Origin of the sequence: Mesorhizobium sp. (assembly GCF_005063415.1) — a bacterium.
In the GTDB taxonomy this organism is placed as follows: Bacteria; Pseudomonadota; Alphaproteobacteria; order Rhizobiales; family Rhizobiaceae; genus Mesorhizobium.
Window position 1 is genome coordinate 1 of the sequence record NZ_SUEG01000118.1, and the last position, 15,899, is coordinate 15,899.

General features: G+C 62.3%; 20 protein-coding genes and 1 pseudogene. 13 read left to right on the forward strand and 8 right to left on the reverse strand.

Going from position 1 to position 15,899, the window contains the following annotated elements; translation table 11 throughout:
* Together E5W70_RS24265 and E5W70_RS24270 are read right to left on the reverse strand one after the other, a co-directional pair.
* Window positions 1-240 (reverse strand): twin-arginine translocation signal domain-containing protein (locus E5W70_RS24265; RefSeq protein ID WP_292663237.1); only part of this gene is annotated, 240 nt, incomplete at its 3' end.
* A gap of 208 nt (window positions 241-448) precedes the next feature.
* Window positions 449-988, reverse strand: coding sequence for a GNAT family N-acetyltransferase (locus E5W70_RS24270; RefSeq protein ID WP_292663273.1), 540 nt, complete (start codon window positions 986-988; stop codon window positions 449-451).
* Between the two features lie 226 nt (window positions 989-1,214).
* On the opposite strand from E5W70_RS24270, the gene E5W70_RS24275 reads away from it, so the two are divergent.
* The 4 genes from E5W70_RS24275 to E5W70_RS24290 all read left to right on the forward strand — a co-directional run bounded on the left by E5W70_RS24275 (window position 1,215) and on the right by E5W70_RS24290 (window position 4,897).
* On the forward strand, window positions 1,215-1,670 hold the full coding sequence (locus E5W70_RS24275; RefSeq protein WP_292663240.1) for a DUF2214 family protein: 456 nt from the start codon (window positions 1,215-1,217) through the stop codon (window positions 1,668-1,670).
* 182 nt (window positions 1,671-1,852) lie between these two features.
* A complete protein-coding gene (locus tag E5W70_RS24280) occupies window positions 1,853-2,830 on the forward strand; it encodes a tripartite tricarboxylate transporter substrate-binding protein (protein WP_292663244.1) in 978 nt (325 codons plus the stop codon).
* 78 nt (window positions 2,831-2,908) lie between these two features.
* The gene (locus E5W70_RS24285; RefSeq protein ID WP_292663247.1) at window positions 2,909-3,376 is read left to right on the forward strand and encodes a tripartite tricarboxylate transporter TctB family protein; all 468 of its coding nucleotides are present in this window, start codon (window positions 2,909-2,911) and stop codon (window positions 3,374-3,376) included.
* 9 nt (window positions 3,377-3,385) lie between these two features.
* Window positions 3,386-4,897, forward strand: a complete 1,512-nt coding sequence (locus tag E5W70_RS24290; protein WP_292663249.1) for a tripartite tricarboxylate transporter permease — start codon at window positions 3,386-3,388, stop codon at window positions 4,895-4,897.
* 34 nt (window positions 4,898-4,931) lie between these two features.
* Here E5W70_RS24290 and nth read toward each other — a convergent pair whose 3' ends face one another.
* Window positions 4,932-5,753: an endonuclease III gene (nth, locus tag E5W70_RS24295; protein ID WP_292663251.1), complete on the reverse strand. Its 822-nt coding sequence runs from the start codon at window positions 5,751-5,753 to the stop codon at window positions 4,932-4,934.
* A gap of 22 nt (window positions 5,754-5,775) precedes the next feature.
* Here nth and E5W70_RS24300 point away from each other — a divergent pair, with 22 nt between their 5' ends.
* Window positions 5,776-6,270: a DUF2244 domain-containing protein gene (locus tag E5W70_RS24300; protein ID WP_292663253.1), complete on the forward strand. Its 495-nt coding sequence runs from the start codon at window positions 5,776-5,778 to the stop codon at window positions 6,268-6,270.
* 9 nt (window positions 6,271-6,279) lie between these two features.
* Here E5W70_RS24300 and E5W70_RS24305 read toward each other — a convergent pair whose 3' ends face one another.
* The gene (locus E5W70_RS24305) at window positions 6,280-7,095 is read right to left on the reverse strand and encodes a class I SAM-dependent methyltransferase (protein WP_292663255.1); all 816 of its coding nucleotides are present in this window, start codon (window positions 7,093-7,095) and stop codon (window positions 6,280-6,282) included.
* Between the two features lie 114 nt (window positions 7,096-7,209).
* On the opposite strand from E5W70_RS24305, the gene E5W70_RS24310 reads away from it, so the two are divergent.
* The 6 genes from E5W70_RS24310 to E5W70_RS24335 all read left to right on the forward strand — a co-directional run bounded on the left by E5W70_RS24310 (window position 7,210) and on the right by E5W70_RS24335 (window position 12,102).
* Entirely contained in the window at window positions 7,210-8,100 is an 891-nt protein-coding gene (locus E5W70_RS24310) for a methylated-DNA--[protein]-cysteine S-methyltransferase (protein ID WP_292663256.1), read from the forward strand.
* 114 nt (window positions 8,101-8,214) lie between these two features.
* Window positions 8,215-9,123: a ribokinase gene (locus E5W70_RS24315; protein WP_292663258.1), complete on the forward strand. Its 909-nt coding sequence runs from the start codon at window positions 8,215-8,217 to the stop codon at window positions 9,121-9,123.
* A 6-nt stretch (window positions 9,124-9,129) separates the two neighbouring features.
* On the forward strand, window positions 9,130-10,590 hold the full coding sequence (locus tag E5W70_RS24320; RefSeq protein ID WP_292663259.1) for an amidase: 1,461 nt from the start codon (window positions 9,130-9,132) through the stop codon (window positions 10,588-10,590).
* A 103-nt stretch (window positions 10,591-10,693) separates the two neighbouring features.
* A complete protein-coding gene (locus E5W70_RS24325; RefSeq protein ID WP_292663261.1) occupies window positions 10,694-11,308 on the forward strand; it encodes a LysE family translocator in 615 nt (204 codons plus the stop codon).
* Window positions 11,309-11,385: 77 nt separating this feature from the next.
* A complete protein-coding gene (locus E5W70_RS24330) occupies window positions 11,386-11,727 on the forward strand; it encodes a hypothetical protein (protein ID WP_292663264.1) in 342 nt (113 codons plus the stop codon).
* Between the two features lie 3 nt (window positions 11,728-11,730).
* Entirely contained in the window at window positions 11,731-12,102 is a 372-nt protein-coding gene (locus E5W70_RS24335) for a hypothetical protein (protein ID WP_292663266.1), read from the forward strand.
* A 9-nt stretch (window positions 12,103-12,111) separates the two neighbouring features.
* On the opposite strand, the gene E5W70_RS24340 is transcribed toward E5W70_RS24335, so the two are convergent.
* Entirely contained in the window at window positions 12,112-13,053 is a 942-nt protein-coding gene (locus tag E5W70_RS24340; RefSeq protein WP_292663268.1) for a nucleoside hydrolase, read from the reverse strand.
* Window positions 13,054-13,197: 144 nt separating this feature from the next.
* Between E5W70_RS24340 and E5W70_RS24345 the strand changes: the two genes are divergently transcribed.
* Together E5W70_RS24345 and E5W70_RS24350 are read left to right on the forward strand one after the other, a co-directional pair.
* On the forward strand, window positions 13,198-13,623 hold the full coding sequence (locus tag E5W70_RS24345; protein WP_023675270.1) for an Hsp20 family protein: 426 nt from the start codon (window positions 13,198-13,200) through the stop codon (window positions 13,621-13,623).
* Between the two features lie 63 nt (window positions 13,624-13,686).
* Window positions 13,687-13,944: a DUF1150 family protein gene (locus E5W70_RS24350; protein WP_023675269.1), complete on the forward strand. Its 258-nt coding sequence runs from the start codon at window positions 13,687-13,689 to the stop codon at window positions 13,942-13,944.
* 91 nt (window positions 13,945-14,035) lie between these two features.
* On the opposite strand, the gene ptsN is transcribed toward E5W70_RS24350, so the two are convergent.
* From ptsN to E5W70_RS24365, 3 genes and pseudogenes are all read right to left on the reverse strand, one after another.
* Window positions 14,036-14,500: a PTS IIA-like nitrogen regulatory protein PtsN gene (gene ptsN, locus E5W70_RS24355; RefSeq protein WP_292663270.1), complete on the reverse strand. Its 465-nt coding sequence runs from the start codon at window positions 14,498-14,500 to the stop codon at window positions 14,036-14,038.
* 59 nt (window positions 14,501-14,559) lie between these two features.
* Window positions 14,560-15,144, reverse strand: coding sequence for a ribosome-associated translation inhibitor RaiA (raiA, locus tag E5W70_RS24360; protein ID WP_023675267.1), 585 nt, complete (start codon window positions 15,142-15,144; stop codon window positions 14,560-14,562).
* A 291-nt stretch (window positions 15,145-15,435) separates the two neighbouring features.
* Window positions 15,436-15,899, reverse strand: a pseudogene (locus E5W70_RS24365) (RNA polymerase sigma-54 factor); the annotation flags it as partial.

The following is a 15,899-nucleotide window of genomic DNA, read 5'->3' on the forward strand; positions in this document are numbered from 1 at the left end:
GCCGACTGTACCGCCGGCGCCGCCGACATTGGTGATCTGCGAGCCGGAAATCAGCTTTTCGCTGCGCAGCACCTGGTCCATGGCACGCGCCGTCTGGTCCCAGCCGCCGCCCGGCGCCGCCGGCACGAAAATCTGCAGCTGGGGCGCGTCCTGCGCGAAGGCGGGGACAAAATGCGATACCGCGAGTCCGGCAGCACCTGCTGCCGCGGTGCTCATCAAGAATCGGCGTCTGTTCAGCATGGGATTCCTCCAAATCGCGACACCTCCTCCGGTGCCTGCCAGAAACGTGGCCTGACTTCAGACCCGCTCGATAAAATTCATGCAGAGTTTGCGTCTTCCTGTCAAAGACAGAACACGCCGCATGCGGCACAATCGGCCCGTGCGATCTTCAGGCAGGCGAACTCGACGCCCGACGACGACGTGGCAGGCACAGACCAGACAGCATCCGTCAGGGCTGCCGCTCTAGCAGGATAGTCGGCTTGCCTTGGTAGACGGTTCGCAGCACTTCGCCATAACCGCATTTTGCCGCGACGTTCAGCGAGCCGGTGTTTTCCGGGTCGATGATGCAGACGGTTTTCGCGGCGCCGAACGTCTCGTCGCCCCAGGCAAGCACCCGTGCGACGACTTCGCTGGCCAACCCCTGGCCATGCGCGCCCGAAACCAGAGCCCAGCCGGCCTCCGGAATGCCCTCGATCGACGGCGTCATGTCGCGTTTCAGATCGTGAAAGCCGACCTCGCCGATGAAGCGGCCGGTCGCCTTTTCCTCGATCGCCCAGAAGCCGTAACCCAGAAGCGACCACAGGCCGGCGTGGCGCAGGAAGCGCATCCAGCTTTCCTCCCGCGTGCGCGGCTTGCCGCCGATAAAGCGGGTGACGACGGGATCGGCCCACATGGCGACATAGGCGTCGAAATCGTCAAGTCGGTGCGGCCGCAGGACCGTGCGCGAGGTTTCAATCACTGGAGCGACAATTGTCTGCGGACTGGCCATGGTCATGTCTCGGTTGTGTTGCCGGTGCCCAATGCAGGTCTTCCAAAAGTGGGGACAGCGACACGCACGAACGGGAAATCCAAATCCGTGGCAAAAAACAAGAGCCAAGGCTGTGTAGATCATCTTCCAGGCTGATGTGAATCCTGCCACGCGGTGTTAGTTTTTCTGCAGTACTGGTTCAGGCGCGTTGGGTTTCGACGCTGCCGTCCGACACAGGGAAAACAGCGTGGACACTACCGACCTTGTGCTTGCCATCTTCCATCATCTGCTGGTGTTTTCGCTGGCAGGCATCATCGGCGCCGAATTCGTCCTGATCCGCAGCGACTTGTCCGCTGCGATGCTGAAGCGGCTCGTCGGCATCGACCGCCACTACGGCATCATTGCCATGCTGATCATCGTCGTTGGCATCGGCCGCGTCGTCTATGGTCTGAAAGGCTGGGAATTCTACGTCTACAATTGGATGTTCTGGGCAAAGATGGCCGCTTTCGCCATTGTCGGCCTGTTGTCGATTATCCCGACCATCCGTTTCCTGTCCTGGAACAGGCAGGCGAGCGCCAATCCCGGCTTCCAGGTGTCTGCGGCAGAGCTAACGTTCGTGCGCACCTATGTCCGCACCGAGGCCTTCATCTTCCTGCTGATCCCGGTGTTCGCGGCAGCGATGGCGCGCGGCTACGGCTATTAGAATAGGTTGGAGGAAGGGCATCGCATGGCCCAACCTTCCCACTCATTTGCGCGGACAAACGTGCAGTTTGCCGTTTGAGCCCGATTGTCATTTGTCGGGTTGCGCTAGTTATTGCTCCATCTACAGTCGGTTTTAGAGGAATCCGCGCAGCCGTTGGTAATCATATTCTGGGAGGAGACACGATGCGAAAATTCATCGCCGCGCTGGCTGTCGCTGCGGCCGCCATGCTTTATCCGTCGGCCGCTGGCGCGCAGACCTACCCCGAACGCACCATCACCATTGTCGTGCCGTTTTCGGCCGGCGGCCCGACCGACACCGTCACGCGTCTTATCGCAGAAGCCATGTCGAAGGACCTCGGCCAGCAGGTTATCGTCGAGAATGTCGGCGGCGCCGGCGGCACACTGGGCGCCGGCCGCGTCGCGAATGCCGAGCCTGACGGCTACACGCTGCTCCTCCATCACATCGGCATGGCGACCAGTGCGACGCTATATAGGAATCTCGCCTACGACACGCTGAACGCGTTCGAATATGTCGGCCTCGTCACCGAGGTGCCGATGACCATCGTCGCCCGCAAGGACCTCGAGCCGACCGATCTGAAGGGACTGGTCGACTATGCCAAGGCCAACAAGGACACCGTCACCGTCGCCAATGCCGGGATAGGCGCGGCCTCGCATCTGTGCGGCATGCTGTTCATGAGCGCCATCGGCACGCCGCTGGTCACCGTGCCCTACAAGGGCACCGGCCCGGCCATGACTGATCTTCTCGGCGGCCAGGTCGATATCATGTGCGACCAGACGACCAATACCACCAAGCAGATCCAGGGCGGCACGATCAAGGCCTATGCCGTAACCTCGCCACAACGCCTAGACGTGCTGCCGGACGTGCCGACGACGATAGAAGCCGGCCTTCCCCAGGTGCAGGTCGGCATCTGGCACGGCATCTATGCACCCAAGGGCACGCCGGCCGAGATCACCGAACGCCTGTCGAAATCTCTGCAGGTGGCGCTGACGGACCAGAACGTCGTCGCCCGATTTGCCGAACTCGGCACCAAGCCGTCGCCCGAGGCCGATGCCACGCCGGCTGCGCTCAAGGCCAAGCTGGAAAGTGAGATCGTGCGCTGGAAACCGATCATCGAAGCGGCCGGCCAGTACGCCGACTAAAGGTTTTAACGGGGCGCCGCCAGCGCCCCGTTTTTACACCGGCATCGGCACGCCCGTGAGGCGGGCCGGGAGGACGCCATGAAACCTTTCGCAATCGACAGAACGAACGGCATATGCGCCGCGCTGTTGATCTTTATTGGCGCCTTTTTCGCGCTGCAGTCGCTGGGCCTCGAAATCGGCACCGCCTTTCGCATGGGGCCAGGCTATTTCCCGCTGGTCCTGGCGATCGTGCTGATCCTGCTTGGCGCCGCCATCCTCGTCCAAGCAGTGCGTTTCGAGAGCGAGCCGATCGGTTACATTGCGTGGCGCGGCATGCTGTTCATCCTGCCTGCTCCGATCTTCTTCGGCCTGACGGTGCGCGGCCTCGGCTTCATCCCGTCGATCTTCCTGACGGCGCTGATCGCATCGTTCGGCAGCGGCCGTATGAAGCCGCTGACCGCACTCGTTCTGTCAGCCGGCCTGACGCTGTTCGCATTCGTCGTCTTCAGCTACGCACTCGGCCTGCCGTTCCGGCGTTTCGGCCCATGGCTGCCACTATCGTTGTGAGGAGATGAAATGGAACTCCTCAACAACCTCGCACTCGGCTTTTCGACAGCCACATCTTTGGCAAACCTCGGTTTCTGCCTGATCGGCGTCCTTCTCGGCACGCTGATTGGCGTCCTGCCCGGCATCGGCGCCACCGCTACCATCGCCATGCTGTTGCCGATCACCTTCCAGATCGGCGACCCGGTTTCCTCTCTCATCATGCTCGCCGGCATCTATTACGGCGCGCAGTATGGCGGCTCGACCACCGCCATTCTCATCAACATGCCCGGCGAATCCTCGTCGGCCGTCACCGCAATCGACGGCTACCAGATGGCCAGGAACGGCCGCGCCGGAGCAGCTCTGGCGACCGCGGCGATAGGCTCGTTCTTTGCCGGCACGGTGTCGACCTTCCTCGTCGCCATCTTTGCCCCACCGCTGACGGCGATAGCGCTGAGATTCGGCGCGGCCGAGTATTTTTCGCTGATGATCGTCGGCCTGGTCTCGTCCGTCGCGCTCGCCCACGGCTCGATCGTCAAGGCGCTGGCCATGGTCGTGCTCGGCCTGCTGCTGGGACTTGTCGGCACGGATATTTATACCGGTACGCCCCGCTTCACGCTCGGCATCCGCGAATATGCCGACGGGCTGAATTTCGTCGCAGTGGCGGTCGGCGTCTTCGGCGTCGCCGAGATACTGCGCAACCTCGAAAACGAGCATGAGCGTTCCGTGCTGATCCGAAAGATCTCCGGCCTTATGCCGACCCGCGACGATTTTCGGCGCATGGCGGCTCCCATCGTGCGCGGAACGATCATCGGTTCGGCGCTCGGCATCCTGCCGGGAGGCGGCGCGATCCTTGCCGCCTTTGCCTCATACACCGTCGAAAAACGTGTCTCGAACAATCCGGGGGAATTCGGCAAGGGCGCCATCGAAGGCGTCGCCGGGCCGGAATCGGCCAACAATGCCGGCGCGCAGACCTCCTTCATCCCTATGCTGACGCTCGGCATTCCGGCCAACCCGGTAATGGCGCTGATGATCGGCGCGATGATCATCCAGGGCATCGTGCCCGGCCCCAATGTCGCCATCGAACAGCCTGCGCTGTTTTGGGGTATCATCACCTCGATGTGGATCGGCAATCTGATGCTGATCATCTTGAACCTGCCGCTGATCGGGCTTTGGGTGAAACTTCTTACCATCCCCTACTATGTGCTCTTCCCGATCATCATGGCGTTCTGCTCGATCGGCGTTTACAGCGTCAACACCAATGTCTACGACCTCTATGCCGTCGCCTTCTTCGGCTTGCTTGGCTACCTCCTGACCAAGCTGCGCTGCGAACCTGCGCCGCTGCTGCTCGGCTTCGTGCTCGGCCCGCTGCTCGAGGAAAACCTGCGCCGCGCCATGATTCTCTCGCGCGGCGATCCGAGCACCTTCGTGACGCGGCCGATCAGCGCCAGCCTGCTCCTCATCGCGCTTGCCGTGCTCGTCATCGTGTTTCTCCCCGCGGTCAGGAAGAAGCGCGAGGAGGTGTTCGTCGAGGAGAGCTCCTGAACGTGGACGGCGCCACATGGGAGGAACTTCAGAGTCACTTGGCGGGCATTGACTCAGTAGCCGCTTCTACTGGCCCGAGCGGCGCGATCTCGACCAGCGGTGCAGGCACGCTGGTCGTCTTTTCCTTGGCCTTGCAGATATCGGCGATGACGCAGGCCGGGCAATCCGGCTTGCGCGCCTTGCAGACATAGCGGCCGTGCAGGATCAGCCAATGATGCGCATGCCGCATATATTCGTCCGGAATGATTTTCAGGAACCCTTGCTCGATCTGTTCCGGCGTCTTGCCCGGCGCCAGGCCGAGCCTGTTGCCGATACGGAAGATGTGCGTGTCGACCGCCATCGTATGCTGGCCGAATGCCACGTTGAGCACGACGTTGGCAGTCTTGCGCCCGACACCCGGCAACTCGACCAGTTGATCGCGATCCTCGGGTATCTCGCCGCCATGGTCGCGGATCAGCGCCTCCGACAGCGCGATGACGTTCTTGGCCTTGTTGCGCCATAGCCCGATGGTGCGGATATGGTCGCCGAGCTTGGCCTCGCCCAGCGCCAGCATCTTTTGCGGCGTGTCGGCAATTTTGAACAGCGCCCGCGTCGCCTTGTTGACGCCGGCATCCGTCGCCTGCGCTGAAAGCACCACCGCCACCAACAGCGTGAAGGCGTTGATATGTTCGAGTTCGCCTTTCGGCTCCGGCCGCTGAACGGAAAAGCGTCGGAAAATCTCATGCACCTCGGCGGGGCTGTAAAGCGCCCGCGACCTCGCCGGCCGCGGACGCGGCTTGGCGTTCGAGCCGTCGCGGCGGCCGGGCAACAAGTCTTTTCTTAGCGCCGAAGAGTTTTTGGGCTTGGGGCTTGTCATTGCCTTCCTATAATATTCTGCAATGAGCGACACAAACGCCTCATTTCAGGCCGACGAGCCATTCTTCCAGGCGCTGCTGACACCGCACCGGTCGCTGGGCAAGACCGGCTTTGCCATTCTGATGGGCGCACTGCTGTTCGGGTGGCTGGTGACCGGAGCGTTTTTTCTGTCGCGCGGCGCCTGGCCGGTGTTCGGCTTCTTCGGCCTCGACGTGATCGCCGTCTACGTCGCCTTCCGCGCCAATTATCGTGCCGCCCGGGCTCGCGAGGAGGTATCGGTGTCGCGCACCAGCCTCGACATCCGCAAGACTGCCCCGTCAGGCAAATCGGAAGCACACCGCTTCAATCCGTTCTGGGCACGCTTTTCGATCGCCCGCCACGCCGAGATCGGCATCACCAGAATGGCGGTCGAGGCGCAAGGAAAAACCGTCTCGATCGGCGGCTTTCTCAACCCCGACGACCGCGAGAGTTTTGCCACCGCATTTTCGCGCGCTCTGGCGACCGCCAAGGCGCGCTGAGCCAGCGTTTCAGAACCGATAGCGCAACAGCCTGCCGATCTTGCGCAATGCCGGAATGTATTTCCAAAGGCGAACAAACAGTTTCGCGAACCAGCGCATGCGAGCGGCATGTTCCGGCTTATAGGCAGGGATGTCCTCGACGAACCGCAGCTTCGGAACGGCTCGCTCCAATTCATGCGGGTTCTCGATGCTCCAATGGACCTCGGCGCCGGTAGCGCGGAATGAGGAATTGAGGCGAATGATCTTCAGGCCCAGGCGACTATAGGCATCGAAAACCAGTTCGCCGCTCGAAAGATGTCCCACCAAACGAGAAAACAGCTGCTGCCCCTCCTCGGCGCCCAGGTAGGGAGTCAGGCCTTCCGCCACGACTATGGCCGGGCGATCCCGAGGTACTTCGTTCAGCCATCCCGGTTCGGTGACCGACGAAGCGATCAGGTGGTAGTGATCCGGCACGGGATAGAGCTTGCGCCTGAGCTCGATGACTTCGGGATAGTCGACGTCGAACCAGTCCACGCCGGCTGGCGGGTCGATACGGAATATGCGCGTATCGAGCCCACACCCCAGATGCAGTACGATGGCGTCAGGATTTCCGGCGACAAAGTCCTGAACGCAGACGTCCAGCGTCTTTGCCCTGATTGCTAGACCGATGCCGAGATTGTTGTCGACCTTGACCCGTGAGAAATCATAATCGATGTTGCGCACCGCCTCGTCGGCAAAGTAGTCCCTGAGCAGCGAATTGGGCAGCCGGCTCTCCAGCGCCTTGCCGTAAAGTGTCAAAAGCAAAGTCTCCTTTGCCCCGGTCAGGTTTACTTTTTCACCGGCCACGACCGTCCTCCCCATTCAAAGCCAGCTCTATCTGGGTACATGCCGCGGGAAAGCAAGTTTCGGGTGGTGATCGGCGCCGCGAAAGACGATATTCGCACTCAAGGAGATACTGCCATGAACGCCCAAATGCCTCTCAAAACGACAGCAATCCTTCAGAAAGACATCACGCCTGAAGGCGGCGACTACGAAATCGTCCGTCGTGCCATCGAAAAGATCAGCCTCGACTATCGCGACCAGCCTTCGTTGGAAGTGCTGGCCGAGGAGGTCGGCGATACGCCGACCGGGCTGCAGAAGCTGTTCACCCGCTGGGCCGGCCTGTCGCCCAAGGCTTTTCTGCAGGCCGTCACCCTCGATCATGCGCGCAAACTGCTCGATGCCGGCATGCCGCTGCTTGAAACCTCGTTCGAGCTCGGCATGTCCGGCCCAGGCCGGCTGCACGATCTGTTCGTCACTCACGAAGCGATGTCGCCGGGCGACTACAAGACCCGCGGCGCCGGGCTCACCATCCGCTACGGCTATCATATCTCGCCTTTCGGCATCGCGCTGATCATGGTGACGGACCGCGGCCTTGCCGGCCTCGCCTTCAACGACCCCGGCGGCGAGCGTGCGGCCTTTGCCGACATGTCCAGCCGCTGGCCGAATGCGACCTATGTCGAGGACATGGCGGCGACGGCGCCCTATGCCGCGCGCATCTTCGATCCGTCGCTGTGGCGCGCCGACCAGCCGCTGCGCGTTGTCATGATCGGCACAGACTTCCAGGTCCGTGTCTGGGAGGCCTTGCTGCGCATTCCGATGGGCCAGGCCTGCACCTATTCCTCGATCGCCGCACGCATCGGCGCACCGAGCGCCAGCCGGGCTGTCGGTGCCGCGGTCGGTGCCAATCCGATGTCCTTCGTCGTGCCGTGCCACCGGGCTCTCGGCAAGTCCGGCGCGCTCACCGGCTACCATTGGGGCCTGACCCGCAAACGCGCGATCCTCGGCTGGGAGGCGGGACAGGTCTCTTGAAGCCAACGAATGGAACGACAGGAGCGATGCAAGGACCGCTAGGGTGACAAGCAGCGATCTTACGGAGTAGCTTCCCGCGCAATTAGAGTGATATGCGCTAGCGGGAGGCACTTCTTGATCGTCGTCATCGGCTCCATCAATCTCGACCTCATCGCCAGTGTCGACCGCTTGCCCGGTCCCGGCGAGACGGTGCGCGGCTCCGGTTTCGCCACTGCCCCCGGCGGCAAAGGCGCCAACCAGGCGCTGGCCGCCGCCCGCGCCGGCGCCAAGGTGCGCATGGTCGGCGCCGTCGGCAAGGACAGCTTCGCCAGCGACGCTCTGGCGCTGCTGCGCGACGGCAAGATCGACCTGTCCGGTGTCGGCGAGACCTTTGCCTCGACCGGTACCGCGTTGATCATGGTCGGCGCCGACGGCGAGAACGTGATCGCCGTCGTGGCGGGCGCCAATGATTCGGTCGTGCCGGGTGACCTTTCCAAGGCTTTCCTGAAAAACGGCGACGTCGTGCTGCTGCAACTGGAGATCCCGCTGCAGACCGTCGAGGCAGCACTCGACGCGGCAAGGACGGCCGGCGCGATCACAGTGCTCAACACCGCACCTTTCCATGGTGACGCGGCCGGCTTCCTTGGCAAGGCCGACTATCTCGTCGCCAACGAAACCGAGTTCGACCTCTATGGCGAGGCGCTGTCGTTGAATGGCCGCGACCGCCCGGCACGGATGCGCGACTATGCCGCGAGAACCGGCCGCACCATCGTCGCCACGCTTGGCCCGGACGGCGTTCTGGCGGCAACGCCGGACGATCTTCTGATGGTTCCGGCGCTGCAGATCACCCCGCTCGACACGGTCGGCGCCGGCGACACGTTCTGCGGCTATTTTGCTGCCGGGCTGGCAGCCGGCCTGCCGCTCGACCAGGCGCTTGCCCGCGCTGCCGCAGCCGGTTCGCTGGCCTGCCTGAAAGCCGGTGCACAACCGGCCATCCCGCTGGCCAGGGACGTCGATGCCGCCCTGCAGAAATCTACAGGCTGAAGCGGGATGACAGCGATGCGCCCGACGACCAAGCATGCTGTGCCGCCCGTCGGCGACATCTGCCGCCTGTCTGCCGTGGAGCTTGCCGACAAGATCAGGCGCCGGCAGCTTTCGGTGCGCGAAGTGATCGCGGCATTTCTCGACAGGATCGAGGCGGTGAACCCGCTGGTCAACGCTATCGTTTCATTGCGTGAGCATCCCGACATCCTGCGCGAGGCCGACAGCGCTGACGCCCATCTGGCGCGAGGAGGAGATACCGGATCGCTGTTCGGCCTGCCGATCGCGATTAAGGACCTTGCGCTGACAAAAGGCCTGAGAACCACCTTCGGCTCGCCGATCTTCGCCGATTTCGTGCCTGAGGAAGACGACTTCTTCGTCGAGCGCGTCCGCAAAGCCGGCGCCATCATCATCGGCAAGACCAACGTTCCCGAATTCGGGCTTGGCTCCAACACCTACAACACCGTGTTCGGACAGACGCTCAACGCGTTCGACCCGGCGCTGACCGCCGGCGGCTCGAGCGGCGGCGCGGCCGTCGCGCTGGCGCTCGACATGGTTCCCGTTGCCGATGGCAGCGATTTTGGCGGCTCGCTGCGCAATCCCGCTGCCTACAACAATGTCTATGGCTTCCGTCCATCGCAGGGATTGGTGCCGGCTGGCCCTGACCTTGATGTGTTTCATGCGCAGATGGGCGTCGAAGGGCCGATGGGGCGCAACGTGCGCGACATGGCGCTGCTGCTCGACGTGCAGGCCGGCTATCATCCTCGCGCGCCGCTGTCGCATGATAAGCCAGGCTCGTTTCTCGAAGGGGTGGAAACGCCGGCGGCCGGCGGGCGTATCGCGTGGCTCGGCGATCTCGACGGTCATCTGCCGGTTGAAGCAGGCATTCTACAGCTTTGCGAGGCAGCACTCGGCCGGTTCGCGGATGTATCCTTCGAGGCCGAGCCGCTGATGCCGGAATTCGACTTCGAAGCGCTGTGGCTGGCCTTTGTAACGCTTCGGCAGGCGAGCAGCGGTTGTGCGCTCAAGGCGCATTACGACGATCCCTCGAAACGCAGTCTGCTGAAGCCGGAGGCCGTGTGGGAGGTGGAACATGCGCTGCGCCTCACCGCGCCGCAGATCCATGCCGCAACGGTGAGGCGCTCGTCCTGGCATCGAATGCTGCTATCGCTCTTCGAGCGATTCGACCTGATTGCGCTGCCAGCCGCACAGGTCTTTCCCTTCGATGTCGTCACCCACTGGCCAAGGGAAGTGGCTGGGCGTGCCATGGACAGCTATCATCGCTGGATGCAGGTCTCAGCGCTCGCCACGCTGGGCGGCTGCCCGGCGGTCAACGTACCGGCGGGCTTCGACGCCAGGGGCAGGCCAATGGGCATGCAATTGATCGGGCGACCGCGCGGTGACCTCTCCGCGCTGAGGGCGGCTGCCGCCTATGAGGCAACGCTGCCATGGCAGCCCGGCGCCTGCTGAAATCAGCTCCGCATTGTCGGCGCCTCGCCGACTTGCACGCAACTCATCGCCATGCATTGATCGCGACAGCGCGCCGCACGAGCGGCATTCTGCGGAGGGAAAAATGTCGCTGGAACTCTACGCCACATACGTCGTCGCCTGCATCGTCATCATTCTGGTGCCGGGGCCGACGGTGACGCTGATCATCGCCAACAGCATCCGCCACGGCTCGCGCGCGGGCCTCGCCAATGTCGCCGGCACCCAGGCCGGGCTAGCCATCATGATCGCCATTGTCGGCATCGGATTGACTTCGCTGATCGCGGGCATGGGCCACTGGTTCGAGTGGGTTCGGCTGATCGGCGCCGCTTACCTGATCTGGATGGGCGTGCAGATGTTCCGCTCGAAAGGCAAGCTTAACGCCGACGGAACGGCAAAAAGGCCGCGTGGCGGCTTCTTTTTGCAGGGCCTGCTGGTGGCGATCAGCAATCCAAAGACGCTGGTGTTCTTCGGCGCCTTCTTTCCGCAGTTCATCGCCCCCGAAGGCAATTACGCATTACAGATCGGCGTCATGGGTCTCACCGCGATGATCTTCGCCGCAGTTTCGGATTCGACCTACGCGCTGGCCGCCGGCCGCGCCGGACGCCTGCTGTCGGCCGGCCGCGTCAAGCTGCTTTCGCGGATCAGCGGCAGCTTCCTGGTCGGCGGCGGCCTGTGGCTGGCGTTTTCCAAGGCGAAGTAACAGCCGCGAGCCCGGCGACGCCAACAGCAACGTCCTGGAATAGGAGGCCGATTGAAAGTCGGCCTTCAGGCCACCACATGGATCAACAGGGGGGATTCATGTCTATGCCGTGGACTTACGCGGATTTGAAAAGGAACGCGTTTGGCGTGATCCTGTTCATCGCTTTGTTCGCGGCGATGGTTCCGTCGGCTCTGAACAAATGGGCGAATGACGCAAGTCCGATCCGGTCGGTCGACCCGGTCGATGCAACGATCAAAAGTGGACAGGGTAAAGGGCAGAATATCCAATATCTACTGGTCCTTGAGAACGGTTCGACGGTCCTGGTTTACGACGACCTCCCGCATCTGATCGGCTCGCGCGTCGGCATCGAGCGCGTAACGCGCGACAATGGCTTCGTCTTTTACCGGTTTGCAAATTGAACCATGACAAGAGCGCGGCTGGCCTTCACCTTGCTGATACTGCGGGAAAACCTCCGGGGCATCATCACCACCAGCCTTGTGGTGGGCGTCTGCATTTTGGCAATCGGCGCACTGATTGCAAGGCGGAGCAGCCCCATCGTCGATGTGGAGCGCGTGCCAGGCACTGTGGTTAACGTCCTCAACGCTTCCCCAAATCCCGAAGGTGCGGTCGGTGACGGATTCCGCTATCTCTACGGAATCCGCCTCGAAGAAAATAACCTCTTGGTGTTCGTATATGGCGACCCGAGCGCGCCGCGCGCCATCGGCTCGCAAGTTTTGATCGAGCGACAGCGTCGCGTGAACGACACCGAAACGTATCGTCTGCTTCGGGAATGAAAGACGGCCCTAAAGCCGCCCCAGCCTTTCCAGCAACAGCTCGAAAAACGCATCATGGTCGATGTCACGCATCACCATGGCGTTCTTCGGCCGCTTGGTCACCCCCCACCAGTCGATCACCGTCATGCCCATGGTGAGCTCCGAGGCGGTTTCCACGCTGACATTGCATTTGCGGCCCTTGAACAGCTTCGGCTTCAATAGGTAGGCGATGACGCAAGGATCGTGCAGCGGGCCGCCATCGGTGCCGTATTTTTCCTCGTCGAAACGTTCGAAGAATTCCAGCATGTCCGCTGTGGCCGTGCCGACCCTGGTGCCGAGCTTGCGGAAGGCCTTCGTGCGCTTGGCGGTGGTCAGTGCCTTGTGGGTGACATCGAGCGGCATCATCACGATCGGAATGCCGGATTTGAACACGACATCGGCGGCATGCGGGTCGACATAGATGTTGAATTCGGCGGTCGGCGTGACGTTGCCGCCCTCGAAGAAGCCGCCGCCCATCAGCACGATCTCCTTGATGCGCGGCGCGATTTTCGGCTCGCGGATCAGCGCCAGCGCAACGTTGGTGAGCGGCCCGAGCGCGCACAGCGTGATCGTGCCGCTCTCCTCGCTCATCAGCGTCTCGACGATGAAATCGACCGCATACTCGTCCTGCAGCTTCATCTTTGGCTCGGGCAGTTGCGGCCCGTTGAGGCCGGTCTTGCCATGCACTTCCTCGGCGGTGACCAGTTCGCGCGCCAGCGGCCGGATGGCGCCTGCATAGACCTTGACGTCCGGCCGGCCGGCCAGCTCGCAGATCTTGCGGGCGTTTTTTTCGGTAAGTTTCAACGGCACGTTGCCGGCCACCGCGGTGATGCCGACGATCTCCAGCTCGGCGCTGCCGAGCGCCAGCAATATGGCGACGGCATCGTCCTGGCCGGGGTCAGTGTCGATGATGATCCTGCGGGATTGGGGCATCTCAATTCCTTGTTTTGGCAAGTCTTTTTGGGCGGGACGTGTGACGGCTTGAAGTCTGCCGGGCGGCGGACCATATCAAGACCATCGGGAAAAATGCCATCCGGGTTTTTCCAGTTTATGTCGCTCTTGAGAGGACACTGTAACATGAGCCGAATGACGCCTTTTTCCAGCCCGCTTCTCCTCGGTTTCGATTCCATGGAAAAGACGCTGGAGCGGTTGGCAAAGTCCGGTGACAGCTATCCTCCCTACAACATCGAGCGCCTCAGCGGTGCCGACGGCAAAACCGAAAGGCTGCGTATCACGCTCGCCGTCGCCGGTTTCGCGGAAAGCGATCTCGATGTCACAACGGAGGAGAACCAGTTGGTCGTGCGCGGCCGTCAGAACGACGACACCGAGCGCGAATTTCTCCACCGCGGTATCGCCGCGCGCCAGTTCCAGCGCTGTTTCGTGCTGGCCGACGGCATGCGGGTGATTGCGGCGGAATTGAAGAACGGCCTTCTGTCGATCGATCTCGATCGGCCGGAATCCGAACGGCTGGTACGAAAAATAAACATATCGGTGAAAGACTGATTTTTGCCGATAGCTCTCATGCGGGATGGCCTTGAGCGGCGTCTCGCGGCAAGGAGGCTTGAAATGACCAGAACTAACGAAAATATCATTATGACCAGCGGCGAATTCGCCCATCTCGGCGAAGGTTCGGTCGCCTATCTCAGGAAAGTGTCGAGCGACGATCTGCGCGGCCGTTTCCCGGGTCTCGGCGAAATCGCCCCCGGGCTGGAACTGTGGGCCCTGTTTGCCGCCAATGGCCAGCCGATCCTGCTTTCGGACGCTCGCGACCGGGCACTGGCTGGCGCCCTGGAAAACGATCTGACCCCGGTCGCTATCCACTAACGTCGCTATCCACTGACAAATACGGCGCAGCGATCTGGTTGGAACGGACAGGGCCGCTCACGGCGGCCCTTCAACGGATTTAATCAAAACCTCAGGCGGCGTGCGAGGCCTGCGTGTCCGACAGCAGCGCATGGATGGCCACGGCGTCGCGCGTGCCCCTGATCTTGGCAACCGTGTCGGCATCGCGCAGCACCCGCGCGATGCGCGATAGCGCCTTGAGGTGGTCGGCGCCGGCACCTTCGGGGGCCAAAAGCAGAAACACCAGGTCGACCGGCTGATCATCGAGGGCCTCGAAGTCGACCGGTGTCTCCAGCCGGGCAAAAACGCCGGCGATCCGCTTCACCCCGGCCAGCTTGCCGTGCGGAATGGCGATGCCGTTGCCGACGCCGGTCGAGCCGAGGCGCTCACGTTGCAGGATGGTGTCGAACACCTCTCGCTCCGGAATGCCGGAAATCGCCGCCGCCCTTTCGGACAGCAGTTGCAGCAGCTGCTTTTTGGAGTTCGCCTTCAACGTCGGCATGATTGCCGGAACGCTGACGAGATCGCTCAGATCCATGCTTGAAATCCCTTGTTCGCCTGCCGTCGCCAGTCCCCACGCTCGCGTGCGGCTGGTTTTTACCCCTGCGCGACCTTGGCCGTGGACGGGTCGATCCAGCCAATATTCCCGTCCGGCCGGCGATAGACGATGTTGAGATGGTCGTTTCCGGCATTGCGGAAGACCAGGACCGGGCTGTCCTTGGTGTCGAGTTCGATCACCGCTGACGCCACCGACATGGTCCGCAGCGTCATGGTCGATTCGGCGACGATGGCCGGCGCGAAATTCTCCGGTATGTCCTCCTCGTCGTCGGCAAGCGGCGCCATCACCGTATAGGCGACGTCGGTGAGCTCGCCGTTGCTGTTGCCTGAATTGTGCGACTTCAGCCGGCGCTTGTAGCGCCTGAGGCGTGTTTCCAGACGGTCCGCCGCGGTATCGAAGGCAAGCGTTGGATCCTGGGCATCGCCGGTCGCCTGCAGCGAAGCACCGGAATCCAGCCGGATCATGCAATCGGCCGTGTAGCGCGACCCCGATTTGACGACTACGATTTGCCCTGAAAAGCCCCGATCGAAATATTTCCCGATCACTTCGCCGACACGGTCGTTGATGCGCGTACGGAACGCATCGCCGATATCCATGTGTTTTCCCGATATGCGCAGTGTCATCTGAAAACTGACCTTCCTTGCTCAGGCTTCAAACTGTCCCGAGTTTATACTCGTGGTCCGCGCGCACAAGCTTTTGCGGCGTCACTTGCGCCGATTTTAGATCCGAACTTTCCGGTTGATCACAAGCCGCCTTCTTGGCCGTCCCGTGGCCTACGTCGTGACGGACCATCTCTCGTGCGGGCATCAGCGAACTCAAATCCACTCGCCAGCCCGTCTCATGCGGGCGGGCTTCTAGCCACTTCGTTGCCGCTTGTCAATGAAGGGCGAAAGCCGTGGAAATTCCGCCGGAGATCAACGGCCGGCGCTGGCCAAAGCGCGTTTTTCGCGCCGCCGCTGCACCGAAGAGGGTATGTTCATGCCTTCCCGGTATTTGGCAACCGTGCGCCTGGCGATGTCGACGCCGCTTTCCCGCAGCATGTCCACGATGGCATCGTCGGAAAGCACATCGACGGCTTTCTCCTCGTCGATCAGCTGCTTTATGCGGTCGCGCACCGCTTCCGACGAATGCGCATCGCCGCCACCTGACGAAGCGATCGAGGCGGTGAAGAAATAGCGCAGTTCGAACACACCGCGCGGCGTCAGCATGTATTTGTTTGCCGTGACCCGGCTGACCGTTGATTCGTGCATGCCGATGGCGTCCGCCACCGTGCGTAGGTTGAGCGGCTTCAGGTGCCGCACGCCGTGGACGAGAAAAGCGTCCTGCTGGCGCACGATCTCAGAGGCCACCTTGAGGATGGTCTTCGCCCGCTGGTCGA

Bases quoted from the DNA above. Each gene is read 5' to 3' on its own strand.
- E5W70_RS24270 (WP_292663273.1), bottom strand. From the start codon at position 988: ATGGCCAGTCCGCAGACAATTGTCGCTCCAGTGATTGAAACCTCGCGC.
- E5W70_RS24280 (WP_292663244.1), top strand. From the start codon at position 1,853: ATGCGAAAATTCATCGCCGCGCTGGCTGTCGCTGCGGCCGCCATGCTT.
- E5W70_RS24285 (WP_292663247.1), top strand. From the start codon at position 2,909: ATGAAACCTTTCGCAATCGACAGAACGAACGGCATATGCGCCGCGCTG.
- E5W70_RS24290 (WP_292663249.1), top strand. From the start codon at position 3,386: ATGGAACTCCTCAACAACCTCGCACTCGGCTTTTCGACAGCCACATCT.
- nth (WP_292663251.1), bottom strand. From the start codon at position 5,753: ATGACAAGCCCCAAGCCCAAAAACTCTTCGGCGCTAAGAAAAGACTTG.
- E5W70_RS24300 (WP_292663253.1), top strand. From the start codon at position 5,776: ATGAGCGACACAAACGCCTCATTTCAGGCCGACGAGCCATTCTTCCAG.
- E5W70_RS24310 (WP_292663256.1), top strand. From the start codon at position 7,210: ATGAACGCCCAAATGCCTCTCAAAACGACAGCAATCCTTCAGAAAGAC.
- E5W70_RS24320 (WP_292663259.1), top strand. From the start codon at position 9,130: ATGACAGCGATGCGCCCGACGACCAAGCATGCTGTGCCGCCCGTCGGC.
- E5W70_RS24325 (WP_292663261.1), top strand. From the start codon at position 10,694: ATGTCGCTGGAACTCTACGCCACATACGTCGTCGCCTGCATCGTCATC.
- E5W70_RS24330 (WP_292663264.1), top strand. From the start codon at position 11,386: ATGGATCAACAGGGGGGATTCATGTCTATGCCGTGGACTTACGCGGAT.
- E5W70_RS24335 (WP_292663266.1), top strand. From the start codon at position 11,731: ATGACAAGAGCGCGGCTGGCCTTCACCTTGCTGATACTGCGGGAAAAC.
- E5W70_RS24340 (WP_292663268.1), bottom strand. From the start codon at position 13,053: ATGCCCCAATCCCGCAGGATCATCATCGACACTGACCCCGGCCAGGAC.
- E5W70_RS24345 (WP_023675270.1), top strand. From the start codon at position 13,198: ATGAGCCGAATGACGCCTTTTTCCAGCCCGCTTCTCCTCGGTTTCGAT.
- E5W70_RS24350 (WP_023675269.1), top strand. From the start codon at position 13,687: ATGACCAGAACTAACGAAAATATCATTATGACCAGCGGCGAATTCGCC.
- ptsN (WP_292663270.1), bottom strand. From the start codon at position 14,500: ATGGATCTGAGCGATCTCGTCAGCGTTCCGGCAATCATGCCGACGTTG.
- raiA (WP_023675267.1), bottom strand. From the start codon at position 15,144: ATGACACTGCGCATATCGGGAAAACACATGGATATCGGCGATGCGTTC.